Below are 18,606 nucleotides of genomic sequence, written 5' to 3' on the forward strand. Positions count from 1 at the left end.
TTGCGGAAGCATGATTGGGTGCTGGCTTATGGTTTGTATGGTGATTTGTGAATGGATGCAGGCTTGTATGCTGCGGGTATGGTAGGGGGATCTATAATTGGATGTAGGCTTATGCCTTGTATTCTGTGGGTATGATAGCCTGACTCTATAAATTGGAAAAATCCTAATAGACCAGCTGCCAATCGAATCTTTTTAGCTGGCCTCTTGTATATTGAGTATGAGCGTATTATATTTGCCATCCTAGCCATCCAACTTTTATTAGCATGATTGTTGTTTAATGTCAGCCAAATTTATGCATTCTATGAAACGGTATTTCTGTGCTATCATCCCTCTATTATTTATACTTCCAGCATGTCAGCCGCATAAACAACCTATTGTTCAACGAGATAGCACTGTTACAGATACTATGGTCGCAGCAGATATTGCGCAGACTTATCCTACTGTTGCACGTCCTGCATTTGATATAAACAAGGTGCCCGAGACGAATTTAGACCTGGGGAGTTTCCCTTTTTTCCCGGCTCCGAAGGGGTATCAGTATAGGAATGTGAAATTGAAGGATAGTGGTGAGGAGTATTTTCTTGCAGATGGGAAGTTGATGCCGGTGGAAGGGAAGACGTTTAAGGCAGAGTTAGTGAGGGAGGAGAGTAAGCCGGCGATGTTTAGTATGTCGAGGGTGGAGCGGAGTTATGACAGGATGATAGCGCGTGCGGGAGGGGTGAAGGTGAGTACGGATATACCAACGAAGGCAGAGATGGAGAGAGTGGGAGATGAGGAGATTTATGATAAGGAGAGAGGGTTTACGGTGGGATTTGGAGGGATTGAGTTGAATACGTATGTGTTGAGAAACAGAGGTGCGGAGGTATGGGTGCAGTTGAGTATGAATAATGTGTATGGGGCGATATGTATTATACAGAAAGGAGAGTTTACGAAGAGGATGAAGGAGGCGGATGTGAGGAGGGATTTGTCGGAGACGAGTAGGATTGAGTTTAATGATGTGATGGTGGATAGTGAAGGGGTGGTACCGGAGGTGGATACGCTGTTGCAACAATAAATGGTTTGATTGATATTTAATGATTTATTAGATAGAGGAAAGCATAAAGAACCTTACTTAATAGAAGAGCGCATTTGCCATTACGCAAATGCGCTCTTTTTTAAACTGGGTAATTTAATATTACTTTTCCATTAGGTAATATGAACTTGCCCGGAGTGATTTTACCAGTCCAGAAATTAATAAACCCAATTTCTACTTTTACCTGTTGGTCTTCCGGAATACCAAAGAACATGGTTCCCGCATTAGGTTCAGTTTCAGTTCGCGGCTTAAGGTCTGAAATCCTTATTTCATTCTTTTTATTGGTTTTATTCATTTTATTGGTTTTTATTTATGACTTAAATAAAATATGATGCATATGATGAAAGGGAATATGCAAAATATTGCATGTTTCAATGCTTTGATGTAATAGCTTTGTTTACGCATAACAACCGTGGTGATAAAATTAATGGCACCTTCTAACTCTCTTAAATATGAGTTTTTTATTTGCTGATTTATCTGCTCTTTTATCTCATCTGTAATCTCAGACTCATTAGAAAAGGCAGTTTCCAGCTCTGATCGTAAGTCTTTGAAGTACTTTTTGGGAGCCAAAAGAAATGGAATAACGATTGGAAATAAGAATCGGATAGCATACGCAAATGAAATCAGGAAAAGGATTCCAAATAACATAAGTGCAGTAAAATACCAGATATTAAAAGGTGAGGAGAAAAAGTCTTTACATATAGAAATCAGAAATGCAGATATGCCCGAATAAATAATTAAAATGTTTGATACCCGACTGATCGTTTTATCATATTCAGTTCTTATTGCGGCATCCCGTTTTTCATTTGCTTCTATAAAGTGATCAAAATTGTAAAATGAGGTTGACATTTTTTAATTTTTTGGTTTTTCTTCAATGGATTTTCTATCTAAAGTTAACGAATATATGTTGGAAAACATACGCACCTAATCCAATATTTTTCTCACTTTATAATCTGATTTTTTAAATGATAATACGATTATTATTCATAGAAAAAGCCGGTACTTACTGCAAGTAAATGCCGGCTTTTTCTAAGCAAATATGCCTGGAAATTATTTCTGCAAAACCATCATGTTATTCATAATAAACGTCCCCTCTCCTTCTGCAACTATATTATACACTGGCTGCGTACCATTCGCTTTTTCTGTTTTGTTTACCACTACATAAGTGAGTACCTGTTTGCTTTGCTCATCTATACACAACAACTCTTCTCCATCACTCACCTCTCCTATCTTCTTCTTTCCCGCTGATGTTTGTATCGGATGATTCGGTGTAGCCTGTAATATTTTTCCTGAAATACTCACCACATGTACATCCTGTGTATCATTAGTGACTACATGCACTGCCAGCAATTGTGTAATTGCATAATTCGCTGGCCGATGCACCACCAGTTCTTTTACCTGCATAATACTGGTCTTGTGTGTTGCTGCATCAAGACTGATAATTTTATCCCCGGGTAAGATGCTTTTTAGTGTCTTCTGAGAACCATCTGCAAGTGTCACCTGTTCATCTCCCGGAAAACAAATATCGGTACCATAGGTAGCTCCTTCCGCTTTCACATCTTTTCCTGCATTCATAGCTTTATACAGCTGAAAACTAAATTCACGCGAAAGCACATAAGATAATTTCAGTACATAGTTTTTCTCTACCTTGTCAATCGCATGAATATCTTCGAAGTACTTATTCCATATTTCAGGATTACTGTTGAATAAAGGTAATACCGCTGTATATAATGTACCTTTCTCATTTGTGTAGAAAATAACCGTACCAATATCCATCATACTGTCTTTGGCCACTAAGCGATAAAGGTCGATCCGTTTTTTTAAGCCATCATCTCCCGTAATGATATATGGCTTCCGCATTTCATAGCGATCCAGTACGTAAGCGTTGTTAAACTTTACATACGTATCATTATCCAGGTCTTTTACAGTAAATGTCTTTGCTTTTTCGTATTCGTCCGTGCGAATGGGTCTTGATTGTGCAAATGCTGTATACATTCCCAAGATACAGCTCAATGATAATAATAGTGTGCGCATATTTATAATTAAGATAATTCTTTAAAAGCAGCCGCAAATGCCTGCATTTCATCCATCCGGCCAATGCTGATCCTGCACCAGTCCTCGTTATTCAGTTTCCAGTTACGGAGTCCTACCCCCCGTTTCATCATTTCCTCTACAAAACGCGGACCTTCCATTTTTAAAGGGAACATCACGAAATTGGTATGAGATGGTATATAAGTATACCCTTCGCTTTTCAGTGTTTCGTAAAGGAAGCTCTTACTGGCTTCCATTTTCTTTTTCACTTCGGCTATAAAAGCTTTGTCATTGTAACTTGCCAATGCGGCTGTAATAGCTGGTAGTGACAATGCATATCCACCGGAGGCAGCATATTCTCCTAATAAATCAATCATCGCCGGTTGTGCAATCACGTAGCCAATACGAAGTCCGGCAAGGCCATATACTTTAGAGAAGGTACGTGCGATGATGAGGTTCTGTCCTTTTTTTACGCTTTCGATAAGTGTGGTAGCTGCCGGATCAGGGAGGTAATCAATGTAAGCTTCATCTACAAAGACAGGTACTTTCTTAGATACCCGCTCGCAGAAGTCTTTTAGTTTTGCTACATCTACAATAGTGCCTGTTGGGTTATTGGGATTACAGATGTAAACGAGCCGGGTATCTTTATTAATCGCCTTTTCCATTGCATCCAGGTCATGTGTATAATCTGGTTTTAATGGTACCTTGATCCAGGTGGCTTTTATTTTTTCACAACGGGTGGGTAAATCATCATAAGTAGGATCTGCACTGACTATATTGCCACCATTCCCCAATAATGTAATCGCTGTGCCTAATAATAGTGGAGAAGAGCCTGCACTGGTCATCAGCATTTTTGCATCAAGACCTTCATAGGCACAAATCTTTGCTTCCAGGTCTTTCAGCAGCATGAAAGGATATTGGTAGCCATTATCCAGCGTATCTGTTATTGCTTTTTTAGCAACAGGAGATGGACCGAAAGGGTTTTCATTGGCAAATAAGCGGGCTTTGAGTACACCGGATATACGGGGCTCAAGAGCAGCATCGGCTTGTAGGCCGGTTAGGCCGTTGGCGGATAATCCGGACGACACCAAAGATGTAACAGCCGCCTCCGAAGCAGTCGGCGCCGCCTGCAATCCCTGCAGCACTGGCGGTAGCATTGTCAACCCGCCTGTAAATAGCGCGGTGGTCTTTAACCAATCCCGCCTGTTAATTGATTTGTTGGTGGTACGCATCATAATAAGATTTTAGATGTTGGTTGTAATTGGATAAGAGATCCGTTGTTCTGATACTCTCGCATGTAAATCCGTCACTGTTCTTCTTGCAGATTCCAGTGCCCCTGCCATCCATGCATTCAGATAAGTGGTATGTTCTCCTGCAAAATATACCTGCTTATCTGCCTGCAACAGGCTTTTATAATGTGATTGTCTGGTGGCGCTATTATACAAGGCCCATCCACCCATGCTGTAAGGTGTCTTATGCCAGCTTACAGAAAAAGAACTTTCAAATTCCTTGTCATACTGTGGGTGAATCAATCGCCCTTTGTCCATCGCTAATTTTTCTCTTTGCTGGTGCGACAGATTACCTGTCTGTCGCGCTTTCTCATTAAAATTGTAATAACCCAGCAGAATCCCTTTTTTAGATAAATAATCATAAGAAGGATAAAAGATCTGGGTGAGTTCATTATTCGTATGTGTAATACCGCCGTAGATGTGCTCATCTTCTTCCCAGAACCTTCTTTTGAACTGCATGCCTATCTTGCCGGTGATCATATAAGGAATGTAATCAATCGCGCGACTCACATCAGAAGAGAAGTTGTTATCCACATTGCTCAGCACTGGTGTAGGAATCGTACAAATGCAATAATCCCCTGTGATCTCTTTCGCCCCTTTGCTATCTTTATAATTAATCTTCACTCCTTCTACCAGGTTGTGAATGCCTGTTACTTCGCAGCCAAAATGTATGCATTGTCCTACCTTCTTCTCAAAGGCTTTTGCGATCTGGTCATTGCCACCAATTGCCTGGAACATGGTCATTTGTAGTTCATACACATATTCAGACACATTGTAGAAGTCAGGATCTGCGAGGCCGGAATTGATGATATCTGCCAGGCTATGCGCCGGGGCTATTTTGCCGGGAAGATCGCCGGCACCAGGCCCTTCGGTGTACCCTCTTCTGTCGGATGCTTTGTACAGTTTATCAATGTCCAGCCCACCTTCTGCCCGCAGGTATTCCAGTATTTTCTGGGTATCTTCAGTCGTCAGTCCGGTGTCGAGTTTGTGCTGATCGATTGCTTTGGCGAGGAGTTCGGCAGTATATCCCCGCAGGTCGTTATGAATTTCCCGAACCCGGATTTTTTTATTGGATAGGGGCCCTTTGCCTTCGGCAAAGAAATAGGCCGCTTCGTTGATGTTGTTGTACACCTGGATAGGAACCTGCAATTCTCTACAGTAATGCAAAGTTAATGCATGGTGATGTGGGATGCGGGAAGGCCCTGCATTAAAATAAAGTCCTTCGTCGAATGTAGCTGTCTGGACGGGAAGATCGGTTTCAGTATGCGTTGCTCCCTTGCGGATACTCCACACACGTCCTCCTGACCGCTGACGGGCTTCAAGAATGGTGCATTGATAGCCGAGTTTTAGTAGTTCATAAGCAGCTGCCATTCCTGCAAGGCCGGCGCCTAGAATGATGATGTGCCTGCCCTTGCCACTGCCATTGAGCGAAAAGGCGTGTGCAGGTGCTTCCTGTAACATCCCTAAAGCCAGCATAGCCGGGTAGGCAGCAGCCATTGTTCCTGTTCTGGTGAGGAACTCCCTTCTGGAAATTGACATTTTGGTTGATATATGGGTTGTTCTGGTAATACTTCCTTGCTGCTATTAAAATAAGAATAATTAGGGAGGATTTATAGTAACTTGATTGTATGGCTTAAATTTATATATATGAAAGGTGGAAAATGATGGTAGTGGGTTGGAGAGGCTTATGGATTCAGGATAAATGGCAGTGGGTGCTCTAAAATAAAACCTCGCCTCTGCCAGCTGGCAAAAGGCGAGGTCTGTCAATTATTGTTTAATCAGTTTCAGGGTATTACTACCTGCTGAATTTTCTACTTTTATTAAATACAAAGACTGTGGCAAAGCACTCACATCCACCGGCAACTGGTTACTCCCCGCAGGAAACTCCTTATCTGCAACTGTTTTCAGTAACTGGCCATTTGATGAATAAATCCTGATCTGTACCCGATCCGCTTTTTCATTATAAAAACTAACCGCAGCAGTATTCGTTGCCGGATTGGGGTACACCTTCGTTTCTGTAAATGCTAATTTAGGCGCCGCAACTCTTGCAGATGAACTACATGCTCCTGCTGTCGGACTTGTTCCTGTCACTTCCAACCAGTCTATCAATGCAAATTCTGTAGAAGAGAGTGTTTCAATCCTGACTGTATTCACGCCTGCTACCAATGTTGCGGTCACTGCGGTTGTTGTGGTCCATGCCGTCCAGCTACTGGTTTTGGGGAAGGATACACTTGATACAGCTGTGCTGCCATTTACCAGCAATTGTGCAGTGGTTGATACTGTCGAACCTCCATTCGAATAGCGCCATACAAAAGAATAAGTACCTGCTGCAGGCACGCTCACACTATAATTCACCCCTTTGCCGGTGGAGTTGCTCAGGTTGATATAATACCCGCCATCAGCACCGGAATAAGAATTTTGTCTGCTGCCATCTGCACTACAATACCCACCGGTACTGGTAGCGGCATCATCAATATGCAAGGTAGAACCACCACCTGTACCGGTGCTGTTAAAACTGGCAGTAACTGATAAATTCGAAGTTACCGTAACGGTAGTGGTAGTCGAAGTACCACTTGCACTACCACTCCAGCCACTGAAAGTATAGCCACTGGCCGGTGTTGCTGTCAGCGTCACGACAGTACCTGAGGTGTAAGATCCACCAGCCGGACTCAATGTAACCGCACCACCTGCTGATGGAGATACCGTTACGCTCACAGTATAGGTAGAAGGATTGGTTGTACCTCCTGACTCACGTGCGCCAAGATCTGGTGCCGCACCTGAATAGGTAATACCAGTTGTGGTCACCCCTTTATCTATTAAGTCACTACCTGATGCCAGCGCGAGGAAGGTGCCGAGGTTAGGACTGCCATCGCTGTTTTTTGTAACTGAGGCTGTCAGACTCTGGAAGTCGGCACTGCTCACTACCAGACCTCCTGTGTTAGAACTGGCACCACTCTTCCACCATACGTTCGTTGGCGTTACATCTGTGCCATTGGTGGCATCTGATGAACCCGCATTGTAAGAGAGGTTGTTTTTGAAAGTAGCTGTACTACCTGTGCGGAAATTGAAATTAGACTCCGCATTGTTATAGCTGGTGTTGTTGGTTACTTCAATCGCACCGGGGTTATTGTTGTCAGTAAAGCCATGGTGGCCATTGTTAAAAGATACGCAGCGACGCACAATATGTGCTACCGCAATACCATCGCCACCCAGTTTAAAGCCATTCTTATCGCCATCGCCGGAGGTACCGCCACTGCTCAGCGTACCATTGCCGTAAGCGATGCAATTAATGAGGGTGACAGGACCAATGGGGCCTGTTTCTGACTTTGCATAGAGATCGTATCCGTCATCAATGTTGTTGTGAGAGATACAGCCGTTGAATACATTGCCGGTGCCGCAGGTGAGTTTGGCAGCAAATCCATCGGCGTCTTCATTGTCAGGGTCCTGGTTGTCGTAGGCTTCGCAATTCAGGATGGTGTTGTTAGTAGGCCATGAGGCGAGAGTCGTGTTTGAAGTCACGTACCGGCTCAATTGCAGTCCGCTGTCGTGGTTGCCTTTGAAGATGCAGCGTTCGATGATGTTGCTGTTACCTGCCAGCAGCATACCATTATCACCAGCGCCCTGGATGGTAATACCCGTCCAGTGCCAGTAGTCGCCATCGATGATTACGCCGCGATTGGCATCGGCAATGGCCATGGCAGAGAAATCTAATACAGGGGTTTCGCCAGTATAGGCAACGACATTCTTGTACGCCGACGAGGTGCCATTGTTGCTGGAGGTGATAATAACGGAGGCGGTTAAACTATAGGTGCCTCCTCTCAGGTAAATAGTGCTTCCGGCGGTCACGGTTGCCAGCGCGTTGGCAAGTGTAGTAGGGGCACTGATGCTGGTGCCGGGGTTCGAGGCAGATCCGCTGGGGGAAACATAGAGGGTTTGCGCATAGGAGAGGTTAGCTCCTGCCAGACATAGCAGCGCTAGTAGAAGTGTTTTCATAACGGAAAGGTATTTTACCTGAATTTACATGGATTTGTTTGGCGGGGGATCAGGTATGGGTAGATAAATTTACGCAAACGTTTGCGGGTAAAGGATTTTCAGTGATAATCAGGGCGCAGTGTGGTGTGGCTATTATATTGATGGATAAGGAAATGAAAAGTAGGATTGTATATGCATGAAGTGAAAAATCATGCATATCGCGAATAATGTATATCTCCAAAGCGATATCAAAAATCCAACAACCTCCTATGATAATTTACCTGACCTAAATGATATGTCAGATGTCCACTCAGGTGTACCAAAAAATGATCTGTATATATAGGCCCGCCAAATACCTCAATCGGATACAACGCTGCTACCTTTTCAGGAGTTAATTCATCCATCACTTTATCAATCATCACAATTGTATCCTCAATCATTTTAATCAGCGTCGCTCTGGCTACATCCTTTTGAGAAAATTCCAGCTCACGGTGACGAACATATCCTGTATCTCCCAGGTGCAACCCGATAAAAGTATTCAGGTTACCAACAAGATGCAATGCGAGATTGCCCGCACTATTGCTGATCCCTTTCTCCGTATGCCATATCTTACTTTCATTAGTATATTGAGAAAGTTCCTGGATCAATTTTTCAAGATCTCTGCGAAATAGCGTTTTAAGAGTAGTAGTGAGCATATGGATTATGTATTATCGAAATGAAATTAATACTTTTGTCTGAATAAGCTAAATCCATGTATAAAAACCTTCTTTTCATCCTTCTCCCTGGTGTGGTCGCATGCAACTCCTCCGGAAAAACATCTGCTAATACCCCGGATTCTATTGGAAGCTATTCCGCAGGCGTAGATACAGGTGTAATGACAGTAGGTGCTCCGCCTGAAAATCCACAGGCCGTACCGGATACCATCAGGATTGAAGGAGATTTTAATGGAGATGGAAATTTGGATCTGGCATTTGGCGTATTGTACAGAAAGGCGATGGAAAAAGAAGGTCAGGATGAATATGTGATCCGTTTTTCAAACCCGGATATCAAACCATTGGTAACAGGGTATGGGGAAATCAGGTTGATTAATGAGGGCGATTTAAATGGTGATGGCAGGGAAGATATTTCTGTGTACCAGGCGCCTTTGCATGGGTGTACGTATGTGATGAGTAGCTGGGCGTTTACGAAGAATGGATGGAAACAGATTTCAGATCCGTGGCTGGTGTATAATGGGTGTAATTATTTAAGTGATGACGACTTGCAGAACAGGATTGTAGTAGAGGATGGGATTGTGTATTATTACCAGGAAGATCCGGATGATGAGCACCTTACTTTAGTAAAGAAAGAAATGGGGATAAAATAAAAGACGGGAGACCGTCTTTTATTTATTTCTACCTTTTTCTCCGGGATAAAAAACATATGCTGGTTCACTCTGCCAATACTCTTTTGTATCAATATCCATTGCGGAGATTCTACCCATAAACGCCGCTCCTGTATCCACATTCCACACATTGCAGGCATTCATTGGTATCGTTTCATCATAATTTATCGTAGGAGTGTGGCCAATGAAGATCTCTTTATAGAGTAATAATCTTTTCGGGTAGAGTTTGGAATCTTTTTTTATCCGCTTATCCATACACAGCGCCATTTCCCACAGAGAGCGGTCCCAATAAAAGTTTGTTTCGTAATGCTCCTTCTCCGGTCCATGCATACTTGCAAAGCCTGCATGCAGGAACAACCTGTTCTGATCATCTACATAATACAGGGCCAGGCGATTAAACCATTCCAGGTGTACTAACCTACGTTCGGGAGATATATTTTCATAACTGGCAATAGTTTCTTTGCCACCGTTTCTATACCACACAGGGTCCGGATCTTCTCCATTCAGCCAGCGTTCGCACCAGGCATCGTGATTCCCTTTGATGATGAGGCAGTCATGTTGTTCCTGCAGCGCCATCAGGTACTCAACCACCTGTGAAGATTGCGACCATCCGTCTACATAATCGCCCAGGAATATGAGTCTATCCGTCGGTTGCAACAGGAGTTGACCTATCAGTTGTTCTAATGCTTTTAATGCGCCATGAATATCTCCGATTACAAACGTCCGGGCCATTAGATTTTGAATTTGACCTGCAAGTTAGCAATCAGTTCTTCAATTCTATCCTTTCCGGCTAAAATGTTTAACCATTCTGCAGGAATTTCTTCCCAACCATAATGCATACCAGCGAGCCCACCAGTCACAGCTGCGGTGGTATCGGTGTCGTTACCGAGATTGACAGCGGTAAGCACTGCTGCTGCATAGGTATTGGTATGGATGAGAATCCAGATAGCCGCTTCGAGGGTGTGTACCACATAGCCGGTACCGTGAATTTCACTGATTGGTTTCTTTGTCAGGGAGCCTGAAAGTGTGGGTGCCAGTATGTCTTGTTCTTTCTCATTGAGTATATCCTTCTCTTTGAAGTATTCATTTACAGCGGCGATGGCATTGAGATAGGCCGCTACCGGCTGGTCACCTTTCAGGATATGGAGGGCGACTTCCAGGTAGATAAAGCAACAGGCGATTGAACGGACATGACGATGGGTGAGACTGGATACCTTCTGTACATGGAGGTAACGATCATGGATATCCAGGTCCTTTATATAAAATAAAAGGGGCAGGATACGCATGAGGGAGCCATTGCCATTGCAATCTTCAGCATCGCCGCCCGCGGTGGTGGGAGGCGCCCCCTGCGAAAGATAATATATAGCAGTATTGGTAGCATTGCCTACGTCGAAGACGCTGCCGTGAGCTGTCCAGTAACCATGATTGCGCCAGTTGACAAAGCGGTTGGCCAGGTCTTGCAGGTCATATCCTTTAACGAGCGTTTCTGCCAGGCAAAAAGTGAGGGAGCTATCGTCGGACCATGTACCTGCGGGTTGACCGTGGGTGCCAAATTCTCTCATGTTGGTGACAGGAGACCTGGCAAGCAGGTCTCTTGACTGGAATTCAACAGGTACGCCCAGGGCATCGCCGACAGCGAGGCCAAGCAGGGCGCCCTTAATATGGGAACTCATTGTGAAATATATTTTGACGGTACATGGTCCGTCAGCCATACACCGTTTGCAGATATAAAAAATGGGATGCCGTCTCTGTGCATATCACCGCTCCGGATGGTTAGTATAACTGGTACGCCTCGGCGACTGCCTACTTTGGTGGCAGTGGCTTTGTCGATACTGAGGTGAACGTGTTGACGGCTCATTTTTTTAATACCGGTTTTCAGAATGTCGGCTACAAAGGCGCCGGTGGTGCCGTGGTAGAGAAATTCCGGTGGCGTGGTGACAGGGAGTTCCAGGTCTACCTGTATGGAATGGCCCTGGTTGGCTCTTATTTTAGAGTGATCTTCATTAAAAGCAAAGCGTTGTTTGTCGCTTTCGGCAACGATCTTTTCGAGTTCTTCCCTGGTAATGCGTTTACGGCGTGCGGCGAGGGCAAGCAGGGTATTTACGTCTGCCCAGCCGTTGGTATCGAGTGTTAATCCGATCAGCTCTGGTTGGTGGCGGAGGATGAGACTAAGGAATTTGGATGTTTCTTTTTGATTCATGGGATTATTATTTAAGCATATCCCGCACGGCCATGAGTGCATAGCCGAGGAGATTTTGTCCCCGCCATTTTTCAGGGTGGGGGGCGTTTATGTTGGTGGCAGCCATGCCGATGCCCCATATTCTATCCATGGGACTGGCTTCGACGATTACTTCTTTGCCTGTGGCGAGCAGGAATGTTTTGAGTTCCGGGTGTTGGGAGAATTTGTGAAAATTTCCCTGGGTCACGATTTCTCTTTTGGCAGCATCCCATTTAGCAGGGTCGAAGTTGGCTACTTTTCTTCCGAGTGCTTTTACAGCAGCGGGGGAAGGTGTGTTGAGAATTTGTTTTTCAATTTCTGTATCTCCGAATAGGGTGGCTTTGCCTGCCATCATCCAGTGTTCGGCGGTGGGGTAAGTCTTTTCATTTACGGTAAAAGGAGCGTGCCACCATTGGCTGAAACAGGATTTGGTAATACTGCCGTCTTTGGAGGGTTGGTGCCCCCAGAAGAAGCAGAAAGTTGGAGTTGGTTTTTGGGCGAGGAGCCAATTAGTATCGTATGTCATTTTAATAAAATTTTGAAAGGGTTTGTTGTAAAATGGGGGTTGTGGGCCGGGTGAAATTGTCTCCGAAGAAGGCATTTACCATGTGGATACCATTTATGATATGATCGTTGAATGTGGATAATTTCATGGCTTAACCAAAACTCAGGTGAATACTTTTTAGTTCCTTATTAAATTGATAGAGGTCGGGGTGCCGGTTGTGCAGTCCTTCTCTCTTTTTGCCTGTATTAATAATGTATCCTGCATCTAGAATTTTGCGGCGAAAATTCCTTCTGTCGATACTGATATCCAGGATGCACTCATACAGTTCATGCAGTTCCGGCATGGTAAAGAGGTCGTTGAGCAGTTCGAAGCCTACAGGATAATGGAGGATTTTGTTCTGTAGTCTTTTCAATGCATCAGCGGCGATAATGTCGTGATCAAAGCCGAGGGGTGGTAACTCTTTCACATTGAACCATTTCACATCATTAGCCATAGTTCCTGCGGTGATGGCGAACCGGGCAGGGTTTACCAGTGCATAGTGGGCAACGGCGATGGCGCGGCCCCTGGGGTCGCGATCGGGTGCGTCGTAGGTAAAGAGTTGCTCGAGATAGAGGTCGTCCATACCTAGTTTGGTTTTCAGCACACGGGCACAGGTTTCGCGGAGGCGTTCTTCCATTAGCAGGAAGGCGCCGGGGAGTACCCATTTGTCTTTGAAGGGCTCCGCGTTCCTGTTCAGGAGCAGGATAGAGAGGGTACCCTGTTGATAACCAAACACCACGAGATCCGCAGCCAGCGAAGGGTTTCTATAACTATTAAATGACGGCATGGGGTCTTTGTGTTATTTTGACGCAAAGCTAGGTTGAATATTTGACATAGAGAAATCTTTTTATGCTTACTGGTTCGATCCGGTTTTGCTCATCTCAGGATGGGTATAGAAATGAGCCTTATTAAACCGGAAATTTACCTTGTTGTGTGTACGATGTCTTTGCCATGAAGCTCAATATTATTCCGTTTTAGCAGTGAATGTTCAACATGAAAAGTTAAAAATAATTATTGCCTGATAGTGCGGCGGGATTGCAGCAGACTATTATATCTTTGTTACATTGTTTTACGGCCTTGATCATCCATATTTTAAAAGTACGTACCCAGTTTTGTTAACCCTGTCACCCGCAAAATGTAAACCCATGAATCAAAATTTAAAACTATCGTTAATGACACTGGCTGTTGTAATTGGTACCGGTACCGCTATCGCCAGCTCTTTCACCAAAGATCACCGTGAGGAAACTCAATATTACTGGAACGGCACCACTTATGTAGAAGCAGGTATAGAAGGTTATGACTACGAATGCCAATTTGATCACTTTGGTACCTGTACGTACTATTATGATGCCGCTACTGGCACTTACAAATCCAGTAAAGCTGGTAAGATCGTTTGGATCAGATGATCTTGATTACTACCACCTATATGACAGCTAGCGAAATTGATATGTAAGTAACATTACCGATGACTTATATATCCGGTGGGCTATGCCTTATGGTATAGCTCACCTTCCATTGATTTGTTGACCCCATATTTTTGTATTACTACGTTGTGAAATGTGGGAGGTAATTTTTACGGTTCCTTCTATGTTGGGTTATATTTTTCGTATTGCTACGTTGTGAAATGTGGGAGGTGATTTTATGGTTCCTTCTACGTCGGTTTATATTTTTCATATTACTACGTTGTGAAACCTCTTGTGGTCAAGAGGTAAATTCGCGGGTGTACCTGCGTTGACTTTGTTTTCCTGCAAAAAAGAACAGGCTTTCCTTCGCCCTGATTCGGGAGTAGTTGCTGCCGTGAGCAGTGATAAGATGGAGGCGATATTGAAAGCCCTTTTACCGGATACCTATCTGAGGGATTGCCCGGGAAATAATTACATCACCAAAATAACTTATGGAAGTTTTTTCGATGAAATCAGGTTCGGCGATGGTCGAATGCTTATTCCTTTTTTTATCTGTCTGGTGCAGGGAGTAAGCTGATGTTTTGTACCGGTTTGAATTTTGAGTTGGTCTTGTTTAGAAGTTTTTTTGATTAACCCCTTTTACATTTTTGGTCTTTTATCCATCTATTACTACTTAACCCCGGGGCCAGCTGGAAATCTTACATACGTTTTCAGCTGGCTCATTTCTTTTAACTTTTTTCCTGCTTCATTTTAACCTTTTTTATGATAACGTGGAAGCATATTTGTTGGATGAGCATCGTGCTAGTCCATTTAATGGTTGTTGCTCATTATAAAGAACAGTCAATGATTGTGAACATCTCCGGCAGGGGGATTTTATGGATACTTCCTGCCGGGGAATATTAAAATATTATTTTATGAACAGGTATTCCGGCGTGTTACAGCGTTTTTTTTTATCCCCTGCATCAGGCGAGCCATTGGCTTTTTTTAGAATTGGGACTGCGTTTATTGGGTTAGTACAGGGATGTTGGTGGTTGGGAAATGTGGTAATGTTATATGGGATGAATGGATTGATTCCATGGGAATTGAGTAAGGGGATTGTATCACCCCTGCCGCCACAACCGTCCTGGTTACAGCCGCTGGCGGCAGCGACGGGGATACCTGGGGATAGTATGATGTATATATTGATGGGCGTGTATTTAATGTGCCTGATCTTTTTGTTGATGGGGATGTTCTCAAGAGTGGCGGCTATTGTGGCCTGTGGCCTGCACCTGGTGTTTATTAATACAGGATTTTTGGCAGCATATGGGGTGGAGCCGTTTTTGCATATCGCTTTGTTTTATTGTATTCTTATGCCGGTGGGTGAGTCATTTACCTGGAAGAATAATGAGAGTAGTGTGAGTGAGTGGAACAGGTTGTCGATAAGGGTATTGCAGATACATTTATGTATTGTGTATGTAGCCGCTGGTGTGGATAAAGCCATGGAGGCACAGTGGTGGAATGGGGACGCGATCTGGCAGATGGTCAGGCAGGGAGGTGATATGCAGTGGCTGGCGGGGTATCCGTGGGTAGCGAAGGCGATTTGCTGGTGTACATTATTGATTGAGATGGGGTATCCGGTATTTATATGGTGGAGAAAGGCGAGGGTATATGCATATGTGCTGATGGTGTTGTTGCTGGTGGGAATATCGGTGTTTATGGGATTGCAGTTGTTTGCCGGGATGATGATAGTGTTTAGTACAGCGGCATTTGGATGGGCGTATATAGCGCAGGTGTATGGGGGACTCATAAGACCATTGCGGGAGAGGAGGATGTTGAGGCGGGCGGAGGTGCTGGCGACGCAGGCGTTTTGGAGTTTGGAGTGAGGGCTAATTTCTTAGCCCTGCTACCAGGTTTATCGTTAAGGCTACTACGAAAGTATTCAGGCCGAAGGCCAATAAACCATGCAGGAGCGCTAATCTTCTTAGTTTTCTATTACTGATCTCCACATCAGACACCTGGAATGTCATGCCTATTACAAAAGAGAAATAAGCAAAGTCAAGGTAGTCAGGGTTCTTTTCTTCCGGGAATTCCAATCCACCGATGTGGCGGGTATTGTCTTCGTCGTCATCATCATAATAGATGTGGGCGTAGTGAAGGGTGAACATGCAGTGGACCATGGCCCAGGAAAATAAGATACCTGCCACGGCTACGGGGAGGTATAATAATACCCCAGCCTCTTTGGACTCTGAGGATAACATTAATAATAAGACCATGAGCATGCTGGCAAAGCAGGCGAGTACTATCAGGACGAATACCAGGAGGCGGCTGCCATCTTCCTGTCTGGCGTATTCGCGGATTTCTTTGGTGGTGCGGTTGAAGAAGATGTATAGGCATTGGGCACAGAAGACGAGGGAGAATACGTCCCAGAGGATCATGGTTCTGAGGAGGGTGGTGATGTATTGGTTTTTGATGAAGAACCAGACTATTCCGCAGGAAAGCAGGGCGATCAGGATTCTTTTGATCGGGTGGAGGTTGGTGAAGAACCGGGAGAGAGGGGAGCGTGTTGGTATGTTGAAGTCTGTTTTTGCCTTTGCCAAAGTGGATGTGTTTTGTATATGAGCAAGTTAGGCATTAAGAGGGAGAAAAATTAGGGGAAAAATGTACACAGTAGTTATTAGTCATTCATTCTTGAAATAATACCAGGAGGTAGGGTATTCATTAATGCTCTGGTTATGAAAGGGGCAGATATTCCAGTATGGAAGTAAATGGCCCTATTGCCAACGCCTGTTGGTTCGCTTTCATAATAGATATAACCAAGAATGCCTGCCAATAAAAGCATCATTGCTCCTCTGATATAGTACAGAGGAGAAAGGTAATCTGGCCTATTCTCAGGCAGTTGCTTCGAATCGTCAATAAACTTTACTGACATAACTGTAAAGGCGCCTAAAAGGCAGCAAAAAATTGGTGCTGGGATACTATACATTGGTATGTTTTAAAGCTCTCAATAATTTATTCCAGGACGGTGTCCTTTCTTTATACACCTTCCTGGTAGTGAATAAGGGCAGTCCATCTTCACTCCTGTAGGCGCATTGCATAAACTCATAAGAATTATAGATAATCCTTAATACACTTTCTAAATCGATGCCGGAAAACCGGGATATTTCTGGCGGCGTCGCCCAAATACCACTTTTGGTACGATCCATTGCCTCCAAAATTGTTTGCTTTTCTTGTTGCAAATTGACATTCATAATTTAATTTGTTTTTATTTTAAAACCTTTACTGGTATTGAATTTACAGCGATTGTTCTGAATAAAAAAACAAAAATTACCCCTTGGTCAAACTGATTTTTTCACATTTAAAATGGTAACAGACCGCCTCAAATTCATACCTCAAAAACCACTTTTATCCCCTGTCTTCCCCCCATATTCGGTACATTCCCCCTACACCCATATCTTTGCACTATGAAATTTGAACAGTATCGTATTTCCCCGGAGATTAAACGAAGCCTGGAGGAATTGGGATTTAAACGCCCGACAGATATCCAATTTAAGGCGATCCCATCTATATTAAAGGGGGACGATGTAATGGCGATAGCCCAGACCGGTACCGGAAAGACCGCGGCGTTCGCCATCCCGGTGCTGCATTTGCTGCAACAAAAGCACCCTAAAAAGACAAAAGGAGAGGTAAGATGTGTTGTGATGGTGCCTACCCGCGAACTGGCTATCCAGATTGCCGAGGTATTTACCCAGATTGCAAAGTATACCAAACTGAATATATTGGGCCTTTTCGGAGGGGTGGATGAAGGTCCCCAGCTGAAGAAGCTGGCCCAGGGGGTGGATGTACTAATCGCCACACCCGGAAGAATGTTTGACCTCATCAGCAGGGGATTTATTGATCTGAGCTATACTGAGACCCTGATCCTGGATGAAGCGGATCATATGCTGGACCTGGGCTTTATCAGGGATATCAGGGATGTATTGAAACATATGTCCCGCAGACATCAGACTTTGTTCTTCTCTGCGACTATTGATAAGGATATCAAGGACCTGGCTTATTCTGTGGTGACTAATCCGATCAGGATTCAGATATCCCCGGAGGATCCGGTGTCAAAAAATGTGCAGCATGCGGTGGCGTTTGTGAGCATGGACGATAAACGATTTTTCCTGGAGCGATTGGTGAAGGAGTTTCCGGAAGGGAAGATCCTGGTGTTTGTAAGAACGAAGGTGCGGGCAGAACGGGTGCAGGCGGCTATGGCCAGGGTGGAGATTCCGGCGTTGGTGATGCATGGCGGAAAGGAGCAGGAGAACAGGTTGGAGGCGATGGAAGATTTCAAGACCGGAAAAGTGAAATTGCTGATTACTACTGATGTGAATGCGAGAGGGATTGATATTCCGAATGTGGATTATGTGGTGAATTATGACCTGCCGGATGTGCCGGAAAATTATGTACACAGGGTAGGCCGTACAGGGCGTGGGGTACAGAAAGGACAGGCGGTATCGTTTTGTAGTGATGAGGAGAGGCCGGTGCTGGAGGAGATTCAAAAGTACCTGGGGAAGGAGATTACTGTGATGAAGATTGATAAGAATGATTATAGGGAGACGATTAGTTTTTCTGAGGATATTCCGAATGATAACTGGCAGTTGTTGATAGACCAGCATAATGCGGAGATGGAGAAGGTGAAGAAGAAGAAAAAGAAGAAGTAATGTTATTTCAGCCCCCT

Annotated in this window: 19 protein-coding genes; 5 read left to right on the plus strand and 14 right to left on the minus strand. The window is 44.2% G+C overall.

Going from position 1 to position 18,606, the window contains the following annotated elements; translation table 11 throughout:
- The first annotated feature begins 301 nt into the window (after positions 1-301).
- The gene (locus ABDW16_RS11975; RefSeq protein ID WP_343669997.1) at positions 302-1,051 is read left to right on the plus strand and encodes a hypothetical protein; all 750 of its coding nucleotides are present in this window, start codon (positions 302-304) and stop codon (positions 1,049-1,051) included.
- A gap of 100 nt (positions 1,052-1,151) precedes the next feature.
- Here the strand turns inward: ABDW16_RS11975 and ABDW16_RS11980 are convergent, their stop codons facing one another.
- The 7 genes from ABDW16_RS11980 to ABDW16_RS12010 all read right to left on the minus strand — a co-directional run bounded on the left by ABDW16_RS11980 (position 1,152) and on the right by ABDW16_RS12010 (position 9,056).
- The gene (locus ABDW16_RS11980) at positions 1,152-1,364 is read right to left on the minus strand and encodes a hypothetical protein (RefSeq protein WP_343669998.1); all 213 of its coding nucleotides are present in this window, start codon (positions 1,362-1,364) and stop codon (positions 1,152-1,154) included.
- An 11-nt stretch (positions 1,365-1,375) separates the two neighbouring features.
- Positions 1,376-1,918 carry a hypothetical protein gene (locus ABDW16_RS11985; protein WP_343669999.1) on the minus strand — a complete coding sequence of 181 codons (543 nt, stop codon included), beginning with the start codon at positions 1,916-1,918 and terminating at the stop codon, positions 1,376-1,378.
- A 201-nt stretch (positions 1,919-2,119) separates the two neighbouring features.
- A complete protein-coding gene (locus ABDW16_RS11990; protein WP_343670000.1) occupies positions 2,120-3,103 on the minus strand; it encodes a Hint domain-containing protein in 984 nt (327 codons plus the stop codon).
- An 8-nt stretch (positions 3,104-3,111) separates the two neighbouring features.
- A complete protein-coding gene (locus ABDW16_RS11995; RefSeq protein ID WP_343670002.1) occupies positions 3,112-4,335 on the minus strand; it encodes a histidinol-phosphate transaminase in 1,224 nt (407 codons plus the stop codon).
- 9 nt (positions 4,336-4,344) lie between these two features.
- A complete protein-coding gene (locus ABDW16_RS12000) occupies positions 4,345-5,928 on the minus strand; it encodes a flavin monoamine oxidase family protein (protein WP_343670003.1) in 1,584 nt (527 codons plus the stop codon).
- Between the two features lie 228 nt (positions 5,929-6,156).
- Entirely contained in the window at positions 6,157-8,382 is a 2,226-nt protein-coding gene (locus tag ABDW16_RS12005; RefSeq protein WP_343670005.1) for a T9SS type A sorting domain-containing protein, read from the minus strand.
- A gap of 227 nt (positions 8,383-8,609) precedes the next feature.
- On the minus strand, positions 8,610-9,056 hold the full coding sequence (locus ABDW16_RS12010; RefSeq protein ID WP_343670007.1) for a DUF1572 family protein: 447 nt from the start codon (positions 9,054-9,056) through the stop codon (positions 8,610-8,612).
- Between the two features lie 56 nt (positions 9,057-9,112).
- Here ABDW16_RS12010 and ABDW16_RS12015 point away from each other — a divergent pair, with 56 nt between their 5' ends.
- Positions 9,113-9,724 carry a hypothetical protein gene (locus ABDW16_RS12015; RefSeq protein WP_343670008.1) on the plus strand — a complete coding sequence of 204 codons (612 nt, stop codon included), beginning with the start codon at positions 9,113-9,115 and terminating at the stop codon, positions 9,722-9,724.
- 18 nt (positions 9,725-9,742) lie between these two features.
- On the opposite strand, the gene ABDW16_RS12020 is transcribed toward ABDW16_RS12015, so the two are convergent.
- From ABDW16_RS12020 to ABDW16_RS12040, 5 genes are all read right to left on the minus strand, one after another.
- The gene (locus ABDW16_RS12020) at positions 9,743-10,474 is read right to left on the minus strand and encodes a metallophosphoesterase family protein (protein ID WP_343670009.1); all 732 of its coding nucleotides are present in this window, start codon (positions 10,472-10,474) and stop codon (positions 9,743-9,745) included.
- Positions 10,474-11,415: an ADP-ribosylglycohydrolase family protein gene (locus ABDW16_RS12025; protein WP_343670010.1), complete on the minus strand. Its 942-nt coding sequence runs from the start codon at positions 11,413-11,415 to the stop codon at positions 10,474-10,476. The genes ABDW16_RS12020 and ABDW16_RS12025 overlap by 1 nt, the downstream gene beginning before the upstream one ends.
- Entirely contained in the window at positions 11,412-11,942 is a 531-nt protein-coding gene (locus tag ABDW16_RS12030; RefSeq protein WP_343670011.1) for an RNA 2'-phosphotransferase, read from the minus strand. Before ABDW16_RS12030 ends, ABDW16_RS12025 begins: the two co-directional genes overlap by 4 nt.
- A gap of 7 nt (positions 11,943-11,949) precedes the next feature.
- A complete protein-coding gene (locus ABDW16_RS12035) occupies positions 11,950-12,486 on the minus strand; it encodes an NADAR family protein (protein ID WP_343670013.1) in 537 nt (178 codons plus the stop codon).
- Between the two features lie 130 nt (positions 12,487-12,616).
- Positions 12,617-13,291 (minus strand): NUDIX domain-containing protein, encoded by a 675-nt coding sequence (locus ABDW16_RS12040; protein WP_343670014.1) that lies wholly within the window; start codon positions 13,289-13,291, stop codon positions 12,617-12,619.
- A 358-nt stretch (positions 13,292-13,649) separates the two neighbouring features.
- Here ABDW16_RS12040 and ABDW16_RS12045 point away from each other — a divergent pair, with 358 nt between their 5' ends.
- Positions 13,650-13,910: a hypothetical protein gene (locus ABDW16_RS12045; RefSeq protein ID WP_343670016.1), complete on the plus strand. Its 261-nt coding sequence runs from the start codon at positions 13,650-13,652 to the stop codon at positions 13,908-13,910.
- Between the two features lie 911 nt (positions 13,911-14,821).
- A complete protein-coding gene (locus tag ABDW16_RS12050; RefSeq protein ID WP_343670017.1) occupies positions 14,822-15,769 on the plus strand; it encodes an HTTM domain-containing protein in 948 nt (315 codons plus the stop codon).
- A 3-nt stretch (positions 15,770-15,772) separates the two neighbouring features.
- Here the strand turns inward: ABDW16_RS12050 and ABDW16_RS12055 are convergent, their stop codons facing one another.
- Both ABDW16_RS12055 and ABDW16_RS12060 read right to left on the minus strand, forming a co-directional pair.
- Complete coding sequence (locus ABDW16_RS12055; RefSeq protein ID WP_343670018.1) at positions 15,773-16,483, minus strand: DUF1345 domain-containing protein; 711 nt, start codon at positions 16,481-16,483, stop codon at positions 15,773-15,775.
- A gap of 378 nt (positions 16,484-16,861) precedes the next feature.
- On the minus strand, positions 16,862-17,089 hold the full coding sequence (locus ABDW16_RS12060) for a hypothetical protein (protein ID WP_343670019.1): 228 nt from the start codon (positions 17,087-17,089) through the stop codon (positions 16,862-16,864).
- 258 nt (positions 17,090-17,347) lie between these two features.
- On the opposite strand from ABDW16_RS12060, the gene ABDW16_RS12065 reads away from it, so the two are divergent.
- Entirely contained in the window at positions 17,348-18,589 is a 1,242-nt protein-coding gene (locus ABDW16_RS12065) for a DEAD/DEAH box helicase (RefSeq protein WP_343670021.1), read from the plus strand.
- Positions 18,590-18,606: the final 17 nt, after the last annotated feature.

The organism is Chitinophaga sp., assembly GCF_039596135.1.
Classification (GTDB): Bacteria; Bacteroidota; Bacteroidia; order Chitinophagales; family Chitinophagaceae; genus Chitinophaga.